General features: G+C 59.3%; 20 protein-coding genes. 2 read left to right on the top strand and 18 right to left on the bottom strand.

What is annotated here, in order from left to right; genetic code table 11:
* The first annotated feature begins 71 nt into the window (after nucleotides 1–71).
* Nucleotides 72–236, top strand: a complete 165-nt coding sequence (locus HNQ72_RS14105) for a hypothetical protein (protein ID WP_183684924.1) — start codon at nucleotides 72–74, stop codon at nucleotides 234–236.
* 10 nt (nucleotides 237–246) lie between these two features.
* Here the strand turns inward: HNQ72_RS14105 and HNQ72_RS14100 are convergent, their stop codons facing one another.
* Nucleotides 247–990 carry a 2'-5' RNA ligase family protein gene (locus tag HNQ72_RS14100; RefSeq protein ID WP_183992816.1) on the bottom strand — a complete coding sequence of 248 codons (744 nt, stop codon included), beginning with the start codon at nucleotides 988–990 and terminating at the stop codon, nucleotides 247–249.
* 199 nt (nucleotides 991–1,189) lie between these two features.
* On the opposite strand from HNQ72_RS14100, the gene HNQ72_RS14095 reads away from it, so the two are divergent.
* Complete coding sequence (locus HNQ72_RS14095; protein ID WP_183992815.1) at nucleotides 1,190–1,744, top strand: methylated-DNA--[protein]-cysteine S-methyltransferase; 555 nt, start codon at nucleotides 1,190–1,192, stop codon at nucleotides 1,742–1,744.
* 14 nt (nucleotides 1,745–1,758) lie between these two features.
* Here the strand turns inward: HNQ72_RS14095 and HNQ72_RS14090 are convergent, their stop codons facing one another.
* The 17 genes from HNQ72_RS14090 to HNQ72_RS14010 all read right to left on the bottom strand — a co-directional run bounded on the left by HNQ72_RS14090 (nucleotide 1,759) and on the right by HNQ72_RS14010 (nucleotide 18,230).
* Nucleotides 1,759–2,352, bottom strand: a complete 594-nt coding sequence (locus HNQ72_RS14090; protein ID WP_183992814.1) for a YqaA family protein — start codon at nucleotides 2,350–2,352, stop codon at nucleotides 1,759–1,761.
* A gap of 281 nt (nucleotides 2,353–2,633) precedes the next feature.
* The gene (gene guaA / locus HNQ72_RS14085; RefSeq protein WP_183992813.1) at nucleotides 2,634–4,211 is read right to left on the bottom strand and encodes a glutamine-hydrolyzing GMP synthase; all 1,578 of its coding nucleotides are present in this window, start codon (nucleotides 4,209–4,211) and stop codon (nucleotides 2,634–2,636) included.
* A 39-nt stretch (nucleotides 4,212–4,250) separates the two neighbouring features.
* Nucleotides 4,251–4,889: a 5'-methylthioadenosine/S-adenosylhomocysteine nucleosidase gene (locus HNQ72_RS14080; protein ID WP_183992812.1), complete on the bottom strand. Its 639-nt coding sequence runs from the start codon at nucleotides 4,887–4,889 to the stop codon at nucleotides 4,251–4,253.
* Complete coding sequence (locus HNQ72_RS14075) at nucleotides 4,886–5,335, bottom strand: PaaI family thioesterase (RefSeq protein WP_183992811.1); 450 nt, start codon at nucleotides 5,333–5,335, stop codon at nucleotides 4,886–4,888. The genes HNQ72_RS14080 and HNQ72_RS14075 overlap by 4 nt, the downstream gene beginning before the upstream one ends.
* A 72-nt stretch (nucleotides 5,336–5,407) precedes the next feature.
* Complete coding sequence (locus tag HNQ72_RS14070; protein WP_183992810.1) at nucleotides 5,408–5,860, bottom strand: TspO/MBR family protein; 453 nt, start codon at nucleotides 5,858–5,860, stop codon at nucleotides 5,408–5,410.
* 37 nt (nucleotides 5,861–5,897) lie between these two features.
* Entirely contained in the window at nucleotides 5,898–6,983 is a 1,086-nt protein-coding gene (locus tag HNQ72_RS14065; RefSeq protein WP_244654370.1) for a DUF1513 domain-containing protein, read from the bottom strand.
* A gap of 1 nt (nucleotide 6,984) precedes the next feature.
* On the bottom strand, nucleotides 6,985–8,097 hold the full coding sequence (locus HNQ72_RS14060; RefSeq protein ID WP_183992808.1) for an imelysin family protein: 1,113 nt from the start codon (nucleotides 8,095–8,097) through the stop codon (nucleotides 6,985–6,987).
* Complete coding sequence (locus HNQ72_RS14055) at nucleotides 8,097–9,635, bottom strand: di-heme oxidoreductase family protein (RefSeq protein ID WP_183992807.1); 1,539 nt, start codon at nucleotides 9,633–9,635, stop codon at nucleotides 8,097–8,099. The genes HNQ72_RS14060 and HNQ72_RS14055 overlap by 1 nt, the downstream gene beginning before the upstream one ends.
* 45 nt (nucleotides 9,636–9,680) lie before the next feature.
* Entirely contained in the window at nucleotides 9,681–10,958 is a 1,278-nt protein-coding gene (locus HNQ72_RS14050) for an imelysin family protein (protein ID WP_183992806.1), read from the bottom strand.
* Nucleotides 10,959–11,085: 127 nt separating this feature from the next.
* Complete coding sequence (locus HNQ72_RS14045) at nucleotides 11,086–12,375, bottom strand: RsmB/NOP family class I SAM-dependent RNA methyltransferase (protein WP_183992805.1); 1,290 nt, start codon at nucleotides 12,373–12,375, stop codon at nucleotides 11,086–11,088.
* Between the two features lie 121 nt (nucleotides 12,376–12,496).
* The gene (locus HNQ72_RS14040; RefSeq protein WP_183992804.1) at nucleotides 12,497–12,904 is read right to left on the bottom strand and encodes a septal ring lytic transglycosylase RlpA family protein; all 408 of its coding nucleotides are present in this window, start codon (nucleotides 12,902–12,904) and stop codon (nucleotides 12,497–12,499) included.
* A gap of 382 nt (nucleotides 12,905–13,286) precedes the next feature.
* Nucleotides 13,287–14,159 carry an SDR family oxidoreductase gene (locus HNQ72_RS14035; protein WP_183992803.1) on the bottom strand — a complete coding sequence of 291 codons (873 nt, stop codon included), beginning with the start codon at nucleotides 14,157–14,159 and terminating at the stop codon, nucleotides 13,287–13,289.
* Nucleotides 14,159–15,334, bottom strand: coding sequence for a tRNA epoxyqueuosine(34) reductase QueG (queG, locus tag HNQ72_RS14030; RefSeq protein WP_183992802.1), 1,176 nt, complete (start codon nucleotides 15,332–15,334; stop codon nucleotides 14,159–14,161). The genes HNQ72_RS14035 and queG overlap by 1 nt, the downstream gene beginning before the upstream one ends.
* The gene (locus tag HNQ72_RS14025; protein WP_183992801.1) at nucleotides 15,315–16,007 is read right to left on the bottom strand and encodes a glutathione S-transferase family protein; all 693 of its coding nucleotides are present in this window, start codon (nucleotides 16,005–16,007) and stop codon (nucleotides 15,315–15,317) included. The genes queG and HNQ72_RS14025 overlap by 20 nt, the downstream gene beginning before the upstream one ends.
* Before the next feature lie 376 nt (nucleotides 16,008–16,383).
* Entirely contained in the window at nucleotides 16,384–16,536 is a 153-nt protein-coding gene (locus tag HNQ72_RS14020; RefSeq protein WP_112454502.1) for a hypothetical protein, read from the bottom strand.
* Between the two features lie 242 nt (nucleotides 16,537–16,778).
* Nucleotides 16,779–17,759, bottom strand: coding sequence for a complex I NDUFA9 subunit family protein (locus tag HNQ72_RS14015; RefSeq protein ID WP_183993140.1), 981 nt, complete (start codon nucleotides 17,757–17,759; stop codon nucleotides 16,779–16,781).
* Between the two features lie 183 nt (nucleotides 17,760–17,942).
* Nucleotides 17,943–18,230 carry a DUF1330 domain-containing protein gene (locus tag HNQ72_RS14010; protein WP_183992800.1) on the bottom strand — a complete coding sequence of 96 codons (288 nt, stop codon included), beginning with the start codon at nucleotides 18,228–18,230 and terminating at the stop codon, nucleotides 17,943–17,945.
* Nucleotides 18,231–18,257: the final 27 nt, after the last annotated feature.

The raw sequence follows: 18,257 nt of genomic DNA, 5'->3' as shown, positions 1-18,257 counted from the left end.
CTGTGCGCGTATGCGTTGTGAAGACGAGGTCTTGGGCGCATATATTAGCCGACAGAAAAGGAGTTGATGTCATGTACGCCCAGAACAAAAACCGTGGTAGCCGTATCAGCCGCGCCTTCGCAATTTTCGGCGCTGCAGTTTCTGCTTCGGCTGCCGTTGAAAACCATCGTCGTCCGAAGAACAGCGATCTGACCATTCTCGGTATCGATCCCAAGGCTTTCGACCGCATCGGCTAATTGCCGAATATCACATGGTTTCTCGCGGGCCGTCATTTCGAATGGCGGCCTTTGTTGTGAGAGCGGGATTTCGGTCGCCGCCGGTGATTGGTTCATCCAAAAGCGATAACTGGCTTGGCGGCCTGGAATATGGTGGAGCGTCGACGTTAAAACGCCAGCATCCAAATGGCTCATGGCGCGTTTCGCCCTTGTGGCTGTAGACAAGCGCAAATTCACGCGCCTGCCATGTAGATGGTTTCCCAATATTCAGAACCTCCTTGCACCCGTAGCCATAGATGATGGTGACATGAGGCGAAGGTGCGCGAAATGCCTGCCGCGGCAGGTTATGCCGGCTCAGCGCGCAGTGAAGCATCCGCGCGAATGCCTGAATATCGGTATTCTTCCCCGCACTTGTCAGCGCCAGATGCCGCCCGCCTCCGTAGATCGCGCAACCGTCCAAAGTCACTGTGAGCGGGCATGCCCTGATCGATCCGATTGCAGTTTCGATCCGGGGAATGAGTTCGTAAGGTGGCTCGTCGAATTCGTCCATCGACAACAGGCTCACATGCAGCAGATGCGCCGGATGAGGTTGGCGGTTGGTGCGACCATGCGCATGCTCGCAAGCCGCCTTGTATATCTCCTCGGCCAACGAGGGCGGCGGTTTCAGTACGAAAAAGAGTTCACTTCTCCGCCGAGGTGCGAAGTGAGGATGTCCGGATCGGTTTTTCTCAGGAGCATTGCCTGTCAATGGCAGCGATGGCTGGTGGTACTGCAACTCTGCACCTCCCATTATTCATCAACGCGGGATTATGCGGGTGAGGCAGTATAGCGGAATTCATTTGACAATAAAGAACATAAAGCGAACATTGATCGCGAAGAAAATAACTGAAGATCCAAAGGCGCAAGAAACGGGTTGATTGCCTGTCCATGAAATAGGATTCTGCGAGGGGAAATCACACGAACGGAGTGAGCTCATGGCCGGACATCGATATGCGATTTTCGAAACCGCTGGCGGCTTCTGCGGCATTGCGTGGAATGATGCCGGTATCACCCGTTTTCAGCTACCGACAAGCAGCGAGTTGTCGACCGAGCACCTTCTCCTGCGCCGGATCGGTGACGGTCAAAAATCGCCACCGCCCGTGGAGATTGGAGAGACGATCGCGCTGGTGAAACGGTATTTCGCCGGTGAGCGTATCGACTTTTCCGATATCCGTCTGGATCTTGCAGGCCAGGATGAGGTCTTCAGGAATATCTATGCCGCCGCCCGCCGTATCGGCTGGGGTCACACGAGCACCTATGGCACGATCGCCAAGGAACTCGGCCTTGGGCCGGAGGCTGCGCGTGATGTGGGGCAGGCCATGGCGAAAAATCCCGTGGCGCTGATCATACCCTGCCACCGGGTGCTGGCCGCTGGTGGCAAGCTCGGTGGTTTTTCCGCTCCCGGAGGGTCGACTTCGAAACAGCGTATGCTCGAGCTTGAGGGCGTACGTCTCACGCCGCCCGAGCCGGCACAGCAGTCTCTTTTTTGAGCTTCTGCCGGCGCTCAGTGCGCCAGCAGAAGCTTGTAACCTGCGAATACGACGATCAGCACAGAGGCACCGATCATCGCGATCTTGCCGAGACGTTTCTCGATGAAGTGGCGGATGTCCTCGCCATAACGGCGCAAGAGCCAGGCCAGCAGGAAGAAGCGCGCACCGCGCGTAACGAGTGCCGAGACGATGAACAGCCAGATGTTCACATGCACCGCACCGGAAAGTATCGTCACCACCTTGATCGGCGGCAGATGCGCGAAACCGGAGGTCACCAGCATCAGCAGGATCGTCTCGAAAGTGATCCCGGCCTTCAGCTCGTTGAACGTGTCGAGCTTGCCCCAGAATTCCAGGATCGGAGCGGCGATCGCATCGAAGGCAAATGAGCCGATCCACCAGCCTGCAATGCCACCGAGAACCGAAAACACCGTCGCGACCAGCGCATAACGCCAGGCCCGTTCGGGCCTTGCCAGCGCCATGGGCAGGAAGAGCACATCGGCGGGTACGAGAAAGATGGAACTTTCGACAAATGCGATGACGGCAAGCCAGACTTCCGCAGACTTGCGGGCGCTGAGCGCCATCGTCCAGTTGTAGAGGCGTTTGAGCATGGGAAGATATCCAGAGCTTGGGAGAAAACTCGAAGGTGATGAAAGATGCCGTGGAGGGAGCGTGATTATCTGTCTGCCCTATCCATCCACAGATGCGGTTGAACCGCAACCTTAGACCTTGAAGCTGATAGTTATCTGAACGGTCTTTCTCTTTTGGAATTTTGAACAAGCCACGCTTGTCTCGGTATCCAATTTCCCGAAATGCCTTCCCATGGCGGAAAAGCAAAATAAGCTATCGGCGCACCATGTCGTGATGGTGCGCCGACAGATCTGTCAGTCTGTTATTCCCACTCGATCGTGCCGGGCGGCTTGCTCGTCACATCATAAACCACGCGGTTGATGCCGCGGACTTCGTTGATGATGCGGGTTGCCACACGGCCGAGGAAGTTCATGTCGTAGGGGTAGAAATCCGCCGTCATGCCGTCGACCGAGGTCACGGCGCGCAATGCGCAGACAAAATCGTAGGTGCGGTAATCACCCATGACGCCGACGGTCTGCACCGGCAGCAGCACGGCAAAAGCCTGCCAGATCGTGTCGTAGAGACCGGCCTTGCGGATTTCGTCGAGATAGATCGCATCTGCCTTGCGCAGGATGTCGAGCTTTTCGCGTGTCACGCCGCCCGGGCAGCGGATGGCGAGGCCCGGACCCGGGAAGGGGTGACGGCCGATGAACGACTCCGGCAGGCCGAGTTCGCGGCCAAGTGCGCGGACTTCGTCCTTGAAGAGTTCGCGCAACGGCTCGACGAGCTGCATGTTCATGCGCTCGGGCAGGCCGCCAACATTGTGGTGACTCTTGATCGTGACCGAAGGGCCACCGGAGAAGGAAACGCTTTCGATAACGTCCGGGTAGAGCGTGCCCTGCGCGAGGAAGCGCGGTTCGCCCTTGCCGTCGGCAGCGATCTTGGCCGCTTCCGCTTCGAACACTTCGATGAACAGGCGACCGATCGTCTTGCGCTTCACTTCCGGGTCGCTTTCGCCGGCAAGCTGGGTCAGGAACATGTCGGATGCATCAACAGCCACGAGCGGGATGTTGTAATGGTCGCGGAACATGCCGACGACCTGTTCGGTCTCGCCCTGACGCATCAGGCCGTGATCGACATAGATGCAGGTCAGCTGGTCGCCGATCGCCTCATGGATGAGGATCGCCGCAACGGACGAGTCGACGCCGCCGGACAGGCCGCAGATGACGCGCTCATTGCCAACCTGATCCTTGATCTTGCGGATCATTTCGGCGCGGTAGGCAGCCATGGTCCAGTCGGACTTCAGGCCGACGATCTTGTGCACGAAGTTAGAGAGAAGCTTGGCGCCATCCGGCGTGTGCACCACTTCCGGATGGAACATCGTCGTGTAGTAATGGCGGCTCTCGTCGGCCGCGATGGCGAACGGGGCGTTCTCGGAGGTCGCGATAACCTCGAAACCTTCCGGCAGTTTCGTCACGCGGTCGCCGTGGCTCATCCAGACCGGGTAACGACCGCCCTGTTCCCAGAAACCGTCGAACAGCGGGCTGGCCTTTTTCACTTCCACATCGGCGCGGCCGAATTCGGCGGCATGGCCACCTTCGACGACACCACCAAGCTGGGTGCAGAGCGTCTGCTGGCCGTAGCAGATGCCGAGGATCGGCACGCCGCTGTCGAACACGGCCTGCGGAGCACGCGGGCTGCCTTCGGTGGTCACCGAAGCCGGGCCGCCGGAAAAGATGACGCCCTTCGGGCTAAGCTTGTCGAAAGCTTCAGCGGCGTTCTGGAACGGATGGATTTCGCAGTAGACACCCGCTTCGCGGATGCGGCGCGCAATCAGCTGCGTCACCTGGCTGCCGAAATCGATGATGAGGATGCTGTCGGGGTGAGCTATCTGGGTCATGGCGAGCCTTTAATGAAGAACCCCGATTTTTGCAACTGCTCAGAAAGCCAAATCGCCGCTTTCTAGGGCGTTTCCTAGCCTGTCGATGACGCCAGCCAGCTTCTCGTCGATGACATGCAGATATTCGGTCCAGTTATCGACATGCTTCAGCTCGGCCTTCCCGTCGGAAATGCCGCGCAAACCGATCAGTGGAATGCCGAACAACTGGCAGCAGCGCATGATGGCGAAGGTTTCCATGTCCACCATGTCTGCAGCGATCAGATCGTAGGCCGCGCCGGAGACGATATTGCCGCCGGTGGAAAGCGCAGCCTCCGCAACGTCGGGGATACGCAATGGCAGCGGCATGATAGCCGGATGATCGAGGAAGGGTGTGCGGCCCTTCTCGAAACCGAGCGGCGAAGCGTCCATGTCGCGATAGGCAACCGAGGAGACCTGGTAGACCTCCGTCTGTTCCAGCGTCCGGGAACCTGCCGAGCCGAGCGACACGATCAGATCCGGCATCTCGTTTTTGGCTTGCAGCTTGGTCAGCGCATGCGACAGCACGATCGCGGCCTCGATCGGACCGACACCGGTCATCAGCGGTTTGATGCGAGACTTGAGATGCGGCCCATATTCGGCATCGACGGCCATGACGAACAGCACTGAATGCCGGCCAATCTGCTTCAGTTCGAAACTCATTCCACCACGTCCTGTCGATCGCGGATGACCATCATCGATGTGGTCATCGAGGCAATCAGTTTTGCCGGCCCGTCGCCGATCGCATAGGCACGGCCATCGGCCACAATGATCGTCGATCCGGGCTTGGTCACTTCGCCGCGGAACAGGAAACGCTCGCCGCGACCGGGCGAAAGCAGGTTGACCTTGAACTCGATCGTCAGAAGCGAAACTTCCGGAGCGATCACCGTGTAGGCGGCATAGGTACAGGCTGTTTCAAGCGGAGCCGAAATGACGCCACCATGCAGAAACCCGTGCTGCTGGGTGAGTTTCGGATCGAAGGGAAGCTCGATCTCCACCATGCCCTGCTGGATGCGGGTCAGTTCCGCACCGAGCATCTCCATGGCATTCTGTTTGGTGAAGCTGCGCCGGATGCGTTCGTGAAAGTCGCCTGGATCGGTAATCTTCATGGTCTGCCCTTGGTGTCGCGGCGAAACTGGCACGCCTACAGCGGATCGGCAAGCGCGACAAAATGACTATTATCAATTCAGCATGACGATCGAAAGGTTCAGGGCTGTGGCAAATGCAACCCATAGTGCATAAGGCACGAAAAGCCACGCCGCTTGGCGGTTGGGCTGCCAGCTCATGAGGATGAACAGCAGAATAAAGGCCAGCATTGGCACGATGATGACAAGGCCGAGGATCGGGCTCTGGAGCCCGAAAAAGGCCGGCGACCAGAGAATGTTGAGAAAGCCCTGTATGGCAAAGACGATCAGTCGACCCGTATTGTTCTTATCGAACCACGTCGTTGAAAGCGCCACGCCGATCATCACGTAAAGCCCAGCCCAGACGGGCGCGAACACCCAGTCGGGCGGATTGAAGAACGGCTTCTGCAGCGACTGATACCACTCGCCCGGCGTGTTCGCGTAACTGCTGAGCGCACCAATGGCAACGCAGGTGAAAATGAAGAAAGCAAAGGTCAGTATTTTACCCATGGCGAGTGATCTAGGGTCGTTGCAACCTGAGTAAAGATCACTTTATCCGGATAATGTGCTGGTCCCAAGCGACGGCACTGCGGGTCTTCATGAACTGCCCATCGTAAGATGACACGGCGATGCCGTGGGCAGCTGGCGCTACGCCGGCCGCCTCGCGGACAACATCTTCAGACAGCACAAGGCCCGTTTTCGCATCGAGCGTCACCGACGCGCCGCCGATAGGCGAGGTAAGCCCGACGATGTTTTCACGGCGGTTGATGGCAATCGCGCCGACATAGTTGGCGAGACGAGCTGTCGTCTCGTCCGGCAGAGAGAGCAGTGCGATATCCTCGCCTTTCGAGAACCAACCGGCAAGCGGCGGTGTCTCGTTGCGGGCACCTTCCCACTGACAGGCGAACCAGATGCGGCCGTCTTCGGCAATGTCCAGATGCCGGGTCGAAAGCTGGCTGAGCGAGGAGGGCATCGCGTGTTTCTGGATCAGCGCGCCGCTTCTGGCGTCGAGCATCACCAACGACGGTTCCATGCGATCGAGATTGAGCTTGGTGCGGCCGAAATCCGGATGGGTCTCGATGCCGCCATTGGCGATCACCAGAAGAGCGCCATCATCCGAGACGGTCATGTCATGCGTGCCGATGCCATGCGCGTCGAATTCGCCGATCCGCCGAAAGCCATTCCGGCCATCGTATAGTCCGATCATGCCGCGATTGCCGTCGAAATCGTTCTCGCTGGCATAAAGCACCGCGCCATCCGGCGAAAAATGCCCGTGGCCGTAGAAATGACGGCCTTCCGGTGCGGTGATCATGATTGGCTCGGCCTGACGTGACGGATCGAACACCATCGCAAACGTGCCCGGCCTTCGGGCAAAGGCAACAGTGCGGCCGGTCGCGGAACTGAAAGCCATGCCATGCGCGCGGGCGGGCAGGGCGACCCTATCGATGATCTCGCCCCGTTCGGAAACCGTGGCGATGCCGAAAGAGCCGTCCGCTGCCCTAAAGCCCGAGGCATAGACTGCGTCGGCCCGCTCCAGCGCATGGAGCGAGCGCGGCGAAAGTGCAGCCGCAAACCCTATCGCTGCGGCTTTGAGAAATGCGCGACGGTCGATCGTCTCACCAGACCAGGCCATCTCAGTCCCCGTCAGCGAAGGAGAAGCCGGACGAGAGGCCGATCGCGCCGCCATATCCGTCGTTGAGCTTGGAGATCACATCCTTGCCGTCGGCAAGCAGCGTATCGAGTTTTTTGCGCTCGGTTGCGTCCGCCACGGCCTTTTCGAGATCCGGCGTCACCTCACCCGCAAGCGCGGACATCGCCTTCAGCTTCTCTTCGGTCGCAGCCACGATCGGCCTGTCCTTTTCAGGCAGAAGCTCCACCATGCCGGATGTCGTCAAAAGTTCGGACAATCCATCGAGATTGGCCTTGATCATCGGCCAGGTATTTTCCGAGCGCCAGAAAAGGGCCTGTTTGGGGAATTTCGCCTTGTCTGCGCCCTTGTAGAAAGTCTCGATCCGTTGGTCGCGCACCGCTTCGGCGCCATGAACGAGAATGCCGAGCAGGCCGGTAATCGCCTCGCCGCCGGTGCGGTAGATGGGATTGTCGGTGCCCGGCTGCTCCCAGGCCTTCTGGATGCCATCAGGGGCATCCCAGATGCCGGATATCTCGGCGGCGACATTCCCGACATTTTCGGCAACGGCAGCACTGTAACGGCAACGGAAGTCATTTCCGGCGCTGAGCGTATCTGATCCGGTTCCGAAGAGCAGATATTCGAGAGCGCCCAATCCCTGCGTTGCAACGCTCTTGGTGGCAAGCGTCTTCGGATCGGTCGCGGTTTCGTCGGATTTCGATAGAACCGCCTGAATCTGTTTCAGGCCGGTGCTCTTGCGGTCCGGATAAAACAGGATGCGCTCGAAGCGGTTCTGCTCGATCACCGGCCCGGTGCGGACGATCTCGATATGCGCCCAGCTGGCGGCAAGTTTGCCGAAACCGGCCTTGGCCGCATCGTAATTGGCCTGGGACGGCGCCGCGCAAAGCGTCTTCATCGTCGCCGTCATGTCTTCGGCGGATTTCTGCAACGCGTCGTAGCCCGGCCGGATGAAGCCATCGACCGCTGCCGTCATCACCTTCGTCACGGTTGCCGCCGGCAGTTCGACGGTCGGCGCGGTATCGGCCTCCTGGGCAAACGCGGCGGGGACAAAGACTGCGGGAAGCAGAGCGATCAGGCCGGAGGCGAAAGTCTTGCGCATCAGAGCGACTCCAGGAATGTGAGAAGGGCGGTGCGATCCTGTTTGCCCATCGCGGCAAATGCACTGCGTGCAGCTTCCGCCTCGCCACCATGCCAGAGGATCGCTTCGGTAAGATTGCGGGCACGCCCGTCATGCAGGAAAAATGTGTGGTTGTTCACGGTCTTGGTAAGCCCGATGCCCCAGAGCGGCTGGGTACGCCATTCCTGTCCGTTCGCCACGCCTACCTGCTGGCCGTCCGCCAGGCCTTCGCCCATGTCATGCAGCAGGAAATCCGAATAGGGCCAGATCAGCTGGAAGGCATGCGCCTTGTTGCCGGCATCGCGGCGGGTCACGAATTTCGGCGTATGACAGGCTGTGCAGCCGGCCGAATAGAACATCTCCTTGCCCTTCAGCACCGTCGGATCGTCGATATCGCGACGCGCCGGTACGGCAAGGTTTTCCGAATAGAAGGTGACAAGCGATAGCACCGGATCGGGCGCCTCGACCGGTCCCAACCTCTCCTGCACGCCGGTCGGCATGGCAAGACACGCGGCTTGCGCCTTGGTGCAGTCGCCATGCGAAAATGGCGTGTCGGGTGTCGAAATGCCGATATCGCCGGTAAACGCGCCGGAGGACTGGTCGCGGATCGAGGCATTCTGTGCCTTGAAGCCGAACCGCCCGAGCTTTAATTCGCCGGTCATGTGGTCGCGTACCAGCGCCACCTTGCCGGAAATTCCGTTGCCGTCCTTGTCGTCCGGATCGGCATTCGCCAGAATATCGGCCTCGTGGATCGCCTGGATGAGCCCCATGCCGATCATCGGCGGCGCAATGCGGGGCGACAGTGTCACATCGCCTTCAAGCGGCCCGTAACCGAGATTGCTGACCGAATAGCTCGGCTTGCGCAGGCTGACGACTTCACCGTCACCGAGCGTTACCGGAACTTCCTCATAGGAAATTTCCATCTTCCCTTCCGAGGCAAGCCCTGGAACGGCGAGATCCTGAAACTGCTCGCCATAGACAGCGTCCGGGAAGTTGAGCTTGCGGTAATCGGAGATCGCCTCGCGTTCCTCGTCGGTGCGTGCGGGGCGCGCAAGACGGAGAAACATCGAGGTCGCATCGGCAGCGCCCTCCGGCGGATGACCCCGGCCATCCTTCAGGTGGCAGCTCTGACAGGCGCGCGCATTAAACAGTGGCCCCAGACCATCGGAAGCCTGGGTGGAGGAGGGAGACGACACCCAGAGCTTGGTGAACAGCGCGTTGCCAAGCTTGAAATTCTGTTCTTCCTCGAAGGTGATGTTCGGCGAAAAATGCGAGAACGCGTCACCATTGGCGATCGCTTTCGTCGTCGCTGCCCCGCCGGACATGGTTTCGAACTGTTCCGCCTTGGAAAAATCCGCAGTCGGTCGCGTCACGCGTTCAACGCGTTTCACGTCCTTCGGATTGAGATCGGTTCGTGCCTTGGGCAACTGGCTGTCGCTGCCGGTCGCAATCAGCGGCACCAGCACCAGCGCGCCGGAAAGGACAGGCAGCAGGTAGGGAAAGGCTCTGAAAGCACCCATGAGTGATCGGGCCTCACCTTGCGGTGAGGCCCGCCTTTTCTACGATCATTTAAAGACAGCGTCAGGATTATCGAGGCTGTCGGAGCCTTCAAGTTCGATCTTGCCGAGATCCAGCGACGCGATGACACGTTCGATGCTCTTGGTCTGGTCGATCAGGCCGTCGATCGCCTTCTGCACGACCGCATTGCCCTTGGCATTGTTCTCGCCGATCATCTGGTCATAGGCTTCGACCTTCTGGGCGCGATCCTTCATGACGTTCATGGCCGTAAGCGTCGCATCGAGCTTGCCCTTGATCTCCTTGTCGAGCGCCTTGTCCTTGGCAGCAACGAGGTCGGAAAGCGACGGTCCCTTCATCTTCGTGCCGTCCACACGGGTATATTCACCCGTATAGGCGGACTTGATGCCGATCGCGTCGTTGAGATGCGAGGCATAGGTGTTGTCGGAGAAGCAATCATGCTCTTCCTCCGGATCGTGCAGCAGCAGGCCGAGCTTCATGCGCTCGCCCGCAAGTTCGCCATAGGAAAGCGAACCCATGCCGGTCAGGATTGCGGTGAGACCCGCATTGCCATCGGCCTCGACATTCTTGGTCGCCTCGCCATCCGGAGCCCAGGCTTTCACCATATCTCCGAGATCCGCGACCAGCAGGGTCGACGCGGCCTTCAGATAGGCGGCACGACGGTCGCAATTACCTCCGGTGCAATTGGCCTTGTCGTAATCGGTATAGGGGCGCTTGCCGGCACCTGCCTCGGTTCCGTTCAGGTCCTGGCCCCAGAGCAGGAACTCGATCGCGTGATAGCCCGTCGCGACATTCGCCTCGATCTCGCCGGCTTCATGCAGGCTGCGAAGCGTCTCGGGCGTGATCTCGGTGACGTCGATCTCTTCACCGTTGATCTTGAGCTTTGGGTTGGCGATCACATTGGCCGTGTAGAGCGCGTTTTCATCGCTTTCGGTGCCATAGGAAGCATCAACATAATCGATCAGCCCTTCGTCGAGCGGCCAGGCATTCACCTTGCCCTCCCATTCGTCGACGATCGGATTGCCGAAACGATAGACCTCCGACTGCTGATAAGGCACGCGGGCGGCAATCCATGCGGCCTTGGCGGCTTTCAGTGTAGCGTCGCTGGGCTTGGCGATCAGGGCGTCGATCGCCTTGTCGAGAGCCTGCGCCGTCGTCAACGAGTCCTCGTATTTAGCCTGCGCCAATTCGGCATAGTGTTTCAGCACGGCGGCTGGTGTAGTTTCTGCACGGGCCGGTATCGACGAAAACACCGTCGAGGCGGCAAAAAGCGCCATAGCGGCGCCGAGCAAGGTTTTGCGGGTCATGTCCCTCTCCTTCGCGGCGCCGATCCCACGACGTCGCCAATGAGAGTTCTTGGCGCGAATTAAAAGTGGTGTCAAACGTTCTAGTTTAGAACGGTTTGAAGTTATGGTTGATCCGCTCGGTCGAAATTTACACCTTGCGTTGCATGCGGCAGAAAAAGAATCCGTCCGTATCGGTACTTGCAGGTGACAGCGTGATTGTGCCTGCATCCGTAACGCGAGGACGGGGCGCCTGCGCGCCGAATATTTTCGTCCAGTCGTCGGCGACGGAGGTGATCGCAAAGGCCGGGTTTTCTGCGCAGAAACGCTCGACCTGGCGATCATTCTCTTCCGGCAGCACCGAGCAGGTGACGTAAAGCAACGCTCCGCCGGGCTTCACGAATTTTGCCGCTTCGCGAAGCGCATCCTGCTGCTGGGAAATCCGCTCGTCGAGGTTTTTCTGCGTCAGCCTCCATTTGGTGTCCGGGCGGCGGCGCCATGTGCCGGTGCCGGTGCAGGGCGCATCGACGAGAACGGCATCCAGCTTGTCCCTCAGGGCATCGAGCTGGCGCGGGTCGTCATGAACCTGAACATTGCGGGTGCCGGCCCGGCGCAGGCGCTCGATGATCGGCGCAAGGCGCTTGCGGTCGGCGTCATAGGCGTGAACCTGACCCTTGTTGTGCATGGCAGCCGACATGGCGAGCGTCTTGCCGCCACCGCCGGCGCAATAATCCAGCACCTGATCGTGTTCGCCGGGCTGAACCAGATCGGCGACGATCTGCGAGCCCTCGTCCTGAACCTCGAACCAGCCCTTCTGGAAAGAAAGCTCGGCCGTCACGTTCGGCAGGCGCGACGCACCTTCGCCGGCTGCAATGCGGATGCCATTGCGGGCGATTGTAGCGGCCTTTGCGCCGGAACGCTCGAGCGCCTTCACCACCTTGTCGCGATTGGCCTTCAGCGTATTGGCGCGAAGATCGAGCGTCGGGCGGCCGGCAAGCGCTTTGGCCTCGGTCAGCCAGCTATCGCCGAAATTGGTCTCGAAGGATGGCTGGACCCAGTCGGGTATATCGCCCTGTACATGCAGAGGCGCATCATCGAGGTTTCGGCTGGAAAAAGCGGAAATATTGGCGTCGGTCAGCGCCGGAGGGGCAAACTTGTCGTCGGTGAATTCCGCAGCAAGTGTCTCGGTGGTAAAACCCCACTGGCGCAACAGTACCGCATACGCCAGTGCAACGGGGCTTTCGTCATCCATCAGCCAGGCATGGGAAAGCCGCATGCGAAGCGCGTCGTAGACGATGTTGCCGATGGCTGCCCGGTCGCCGGATCCGGCGAAACGATGGGCAAGGCCCCAGTCTTTCAGTGCATCCGCCACCGGGCGTTTGCGAGCTTCGATATCTGCCAGAACTTCAATAGCTCCGGTTACTCGGCCGCCCAGTCGCATGTCTTAACTCCGTATCGGTTGAACCCGTATGGAGCCGGTCGTAACCGCGATCGGGCAGAAGGGCAAGGGGGAGGCCTGCCGCAGCAAGGCCTGTCCCTTGAAGTTCGAAGTGTCGAATGGCTTAGCCGTCGACGCCCTTAATTCCCTTGCCGGCAACTTTCTGGGTGTCGGCAACGATCTGATAACAGACCTGTGCGGTACCCGAAGACACCATGCCGATGTTCTGGGCTGCAGCCTTGGATACATCGAGCACCCGGCCGCGAATGAACGGGCCGCGATCGTTGATGCGCACGACCACGCTTTTGCCGTTGCGCTTGTTGGTCACCAGTACCTTGGTGCCGAAAGGCAGCGAGCGATGCGCGGCGGTGAGCTTGGCCGCATTCATCCGTTCACCGGATGCGGTCTTGGAGGTGAGAGCATACCAGGATGCATGTCCGCATCCGGGCGCGGCATTGGCCTGCGCCGAGCCGAGAAGTGCAAAAGCAGCAATGGCGGCCGTGGCGGCAGTTAGGCGTCGAACTGTTTTCAAGTCGGTCGTCCCCGTCGTTAAGTCCCTGCACTTTGCGTGCAAGACGGCTTAGGCGAGGCGAAAAATGGCGAAAACGTGGGATTTGACATCACGGAATGTTAATGGATGTAACATTTGTGATTACATTGCTATCGATCTTTTTAACGAGCCGGCTAATTGATGTTGGAATAAAACCTTAGGAATCAGTCGGTAAACGGAATCACGTTCCTGCAAGATTCCGTGATGCGCCGCGATCACAAAAAGACACGAAAAAAATTTGTTGTCGCACCGTGGTTTCTGCCCAAATTGGACAGATTATGTGGCGCTTTGCCGTAAGGATTAAGAAATATTAACTCGAAAGAGGCCCGAAGATGGAAATTTCAACCGTTTCAAAACGGGACTTTCAGCCCCTCCAGGTATTCTCTGACCACATTTGGGCGAGTGAAATCCGGTAGTTCGGGAAGGCAAATTGAAAGCCCAGCGCGCGGATTTTTTCATTCGAAACGCGCTTGTTGGCGCCATAGAATGAGCGCGCCATCGGCGTCATCTCGGCCGTCTCGAAGGCAACTTCCGCCGGCGGCTCGACACCCATCAGGCGTGCGGCCTCCGCGATCACGTCCTGCGGAGCGCAGGGTTCGTCGTCGGTCACATTATATATGCCGGCAAGATTGCGTTCGGCGAGAAACACTGCGGCGCTGCCGATATCCTCGACACGGATACGGTTGAAAACCTGATCCTTCTTTATGATGCGGCGCGCGGTGCCGCGGTCGAGATTGACGAAGGCATTGCGCCCCGGTCCATAAATGCCGGAAAGACGCAGCGCCGCGACCGGTATGCTTGCGGTGCGGCCCTGCTCGGCCCATGTCTCTTCCGTATCGACCCGCTCGATCGACCGGCCGAGGATCGGGCTGCCCGGCGTCTCTTCCGTCACCCAATCGCCGCCGTGATCGCCATAAACACCGACCGTCGACAGATAACCGATCCATTCCAGTTTCGGGCAGAGCGCGGCAAGCCGTCCGGAAACGAGCTTCAGCAGCGGATCGTGCTCCTTGCCGGGCGGGATCGACTGGACAAGATGCGTGACGTTCTGCAGTTCCGCCAGCAATCCCGGGCCGAACGCCGTGCCGTCGAAGATGTAAGGCTTGATATGATGCGATGACAGCGCTTCGGCCCCTTCGGGCGTGCGGACCGTGCCGGCAACGGAAAAGCCCTTTTCCGCAAAGGCTTTCGCAATCGCCTTGCCCGAATAACCGCACCCGAAGATCATCACCGTCATCAATCCACTCCTGCCATCTGCCATTCCTGACGAACCTCGGGATCATTATCTGCTGCGCGGCCTCTCGCGAATGCGGCAAACGCGCCATCGTCCATCAGCTGCCTCAAGGCCCACACCGCCATGCCGCGCACCGTGGGGGAGGGGTCGTCAGCCAGAAGACGACATTGTTCAATGAACTGACGATCACCGGAATTGCCGGCGGCAATCAGCACGTTGCGGACAAAGCGGTCGCGCCCGATGCGCTTCACCGGCGAGCCGGAAAAGAAGGTTCGGAATGTCGGATCGTCCAGCGTCAGCAGAAAGGCGATCGACGGCTCCTTCAGATCCTCGCGCGCCTTCAGCTTCATCTCGGATGCGCTGGCCGCGAACTTGTTCCACGGGCAGGCTGAAAGGCAGTCGTCGCAACCATAGATACGATTGCCGATCATAGGCCGGAATTCCGGATCGATCGGCCCCTTGTGCTCGATCGTCAGGTAGGAAATGCAGCGTCGAGCATCAAGCCGGTATGGGGCAGGGAAGGCGGCTGTCGGACAGGCGTCGAGACAAGCGCGGCAGGAGCCGCAATGATCCTTCTCCGGACCGTCGATCAAAAGCTCGGCGGTGGTGAACAGGCTGCCGAGAAACAGCCATGAGCCATGGCTGCGGCTGACGAGATTGGTATGCTTGCCCTGCCAGCCGAGGCCTGCCGCTTCCGCCAGCGGTTTTTCCATGACGGGCGCCGTATCGACGAAGACCTTGACGTCTTCGCCCGCCCGCGCTGCAAACCGGGTGGCGATTTCCTTCAATCGCCCCTTGATGACGTCATGATAATCGCGATTGCGGGCATAGACCGAGATCGCCGCCTTGTCCTTCATCGACTGGAGATAGCGCGGGTCTTCTTCGGGGCCGTAATTCAGCCCGAACATGACGATCGAGCGAACCTCGCCCCACAGCGTTTTAGGATCGGCGCGGCGCTCTTTCGTTTCCGCCATCCAGTCCATCGTGCCGTGATGGCTGTCATCGAGAAATACGGAGAGCCTTTCCGGCGCACGCGGAATGCTTGTCGGCACGGTGATGCGACAGAGGTCGAAGCCTTGAGCGGTTGCTTCCTCGCGAATGAACGCGGTCAGCTTCTCCCGCCGGCGAAGCGCCTTCTCGTCTCCGCTCTTCCCGGCGCTAGAAATCGAGGTCCGCATAATGGGAGACCGGGGTCAGGCCGCGAATGCGCTCGGCAAGCATCGGGCGGAAGGACGGGCGCGACTTCAGTCGCTGGTACCAGTCCTTGGCGATGGGGAAATCCGACCATTCGATTTCGCCGAGATAGTCGAGAACGGAAATCGAGGCCGCGGCAGCCAGATCCGCATAGCTCAGCCGTTCACCGGCAAGCCATTGGCGGGAGCCTGCAAGCCAGGACAGGTATTTCATATGCTGGCGGATATTGGCGCGCGCGGTGCGCAGCGCCTTCGAATCCGGTGCGCCGCCGCCCTGTGCTGCGGTCATCTGCAGCTTGTAGACGCGCTCGCGGGTGAGGGGACGGGTGACATCCTGTTCCATCTTCTGCAGGAACCATTCCGTCAGGCGACGGATTTCCGCGCGATGCCAGGGATCTTCCGCCAGAAGCCGGCGCTCGCGTTTCAGCACGCCATGGGTTTCGTCGAGAAACTCCATCAGCACCGAAGGGCCACAGAGCACACGCATGCTGTCATCGACATAGACGGGAAGCGTCGCTGCCGGGTTGATGTTGAGAAATTCCCGCCGCTTTTCCCATGGCTGTTCCTCGACCAGATCGGCCTGAAATCCATACTCGGCAAGGATCAGGCGAACAAATCGCGAGGCGGACGACATGGGGTGATGATAGAGGGTGGGCATCGGGCTTCGGCTATCGTGTACGGGGTGTGGGTGGCTTAAGGCTTTATCGCGCCCGCCTGACTTAAGGTCAGCTATATGGACTTGATAGGGCCAACACAAGCAAACGGCATAAATTCGCGACAAGTCGCAAACTGCCTGCATTTCGTCAGCAAATAATTAAGAACGATTGCAATTGCTGGTAACGGTGCGAATTGCGGATATTGCGGCCGGTTTTCCCGGAGCTGTCAGCTATACCGCAAGGCCGCCATCAAAGGCGGGAAACAGGGCCGGATGGCGCTCGCTCTCAAATCAAAACCGGCAAGAGTGCCCGCCGGTTTTGCGTCCGTAATTGGATTAAAAAAGCAAAGAGCGGCTTGTTGCCGCTCTCATGTCTCGCTTAGCGAGGAATGGATGCCGTGGCGCAAGGATCGACGCCGTAAGCCGGAGCGCAGCCTTCCTTGCCGCTTGCGGCGGTCTGGGGCGCCATGAACGAGCCCGCGAGAATAACAAGTGCCGCGCATGCAAAGAAAAGGGCGATAGGCTTGCCCATGAAAGACGCCTTTCAAACAGGTGATTTGCAGTGAACTAATTTCGTGCGACCGATTTATTGGTCACCGCTTCTGAATTCAATAACGGTTTTTGCTAAACCTGCGGTTAACGCACACTCATTCGCGTGTGAGGACTTTATGCCACATCGACAAATGTCAAGTTGCATAAATCCAAGGCTTTAGAGGTGGGTGCCTGATAGGCAGGCACCCGAAGCGCGCCAAATGAAAATGATGAAAGCTAAGGTCAGGCCGCCTTGCCACTACCCGTAAACTGGCCCTGTGGGCGGAAGTGCACGAGATAGGACGCAAGGATCGAGCCCGGAACGACCGGACGGATGCCAAGCCCGCAAAGCGTGCGGCCTTCCTTAACCGCGCTTTCGGAGACGACATTATCGCTTTTCAAAAGCTCCACCTGGTCGGCGGTGACCGGCGGCTTCACGAACGGGATCAGGGATGCGATGCTTCCGATCATCGAGGCAATGCCGAAGGGCAGCGAAACCAGCGCGCGATCGCGACAGGTTACGCGTAGCACTGTCTCGATACAGTCGCGGAAGGTCAGTACCTCGGCACCGCCCAGTTCATAGGTCGTGCCGGGCGTCAATGTGCCGTCGACCGAGCGACCGACCACTTCGGCGACATCCTCGACATAGACCGGCTGCAGCTTGGTCTTGCCGCCGCCGATCAGCGGCAGTGCCGGAAGCTGGCGGGCCATGCCGGCGAACTTGTTGAAGAAATTGTCTTCCGGCCCGAAAACGATCGACGGCCGCAGGATCACGGCATCGGGGATCAGCGACCGGATGCTTGCTTCGGCGCGGCCTTTGCTGCGGGCATAGGACGAGCCGGAATTGACGTCGGCGCCGATCGCCGAAATATGCGTGAACTTGGCGCCGGCCTTAGCGGCGGCTTCGGCAACCGAGCGCGCACCGGTGTCCTGGATCGCATCAAACGTGTTGCGACCGCTCTCGAACAGAATGCCGACACAGTTGATCACATGCGCGGCGCCTTCCACGGCGCGATCGATGGACTGGCGATACCGGAGATTGGCCTGAACCAGTGAAATCTGCCCGACATAACCGGCGGGAAGCAGGAAGCCCGCGAGATCTGGGCGGCGCACAGCGACCCGCACGCGATAACCGCGCTTGACCAGGGTGCGGACCACATGGCGACCTACGAAGCCCGATCCTCCGAAAACGGTAACGAGCGGCGGAAGATTGTTCACGGTCATGGTCTGCCCCGAAAGCTGTCTCTTACTCATTGGTCTTTAGCTCAAACCTCGACGTGGTGGAAGAGACTTGCAGGCCTTAGATGTCGCAAGTCTCGGGCGCATCGATCCGGCAACCGGGGGACGGTTTTCGGAAAATTCGATGCGCCGGTTCTGGAGTGATGCAGCACCCTGCGTGATTGCCTGTCAGATCCCCTGGACCACGACCATTTCGCCATCGGCGACTTCCTGCCGGATTTTGGCGGCCACCTGATATTCCGGTGAATTGTAGCAGTCGATGGCAGCCTGCATCGACGGAAACTCGATCACGACATTGCGATGGCGTGATGAGCCCTCGAGCTCTTCGGAAGTACCGCCGCGCGCCAGGAAATGGGCGCCATATTTCTCGAATGCCGGTTTGGCAGCTGCCACATAATCCTTGTAGCGCTCGGGATCATGCACATCCATTCGTGCGATCCAATATCCCTTGGTCATCAAATATCCTCCTCTCCCGTTTAGGTA

The sequence above is a fragment of the Aliirhizobium wenxiniae genome, assembly GCF_014201355.1.
Taxonomy (GTDB): Bacteria; Pseudomonadota; Alphaproteobacteria; order Rhizobiales; family Rhizobiaceae; genus Neorhizobium; species Neorhizobium wenxiniae.
Note: the sequence above shows the minus strand (reverse complement) of the source record. Positions and strands in the feature narration are given on the sequence as shown.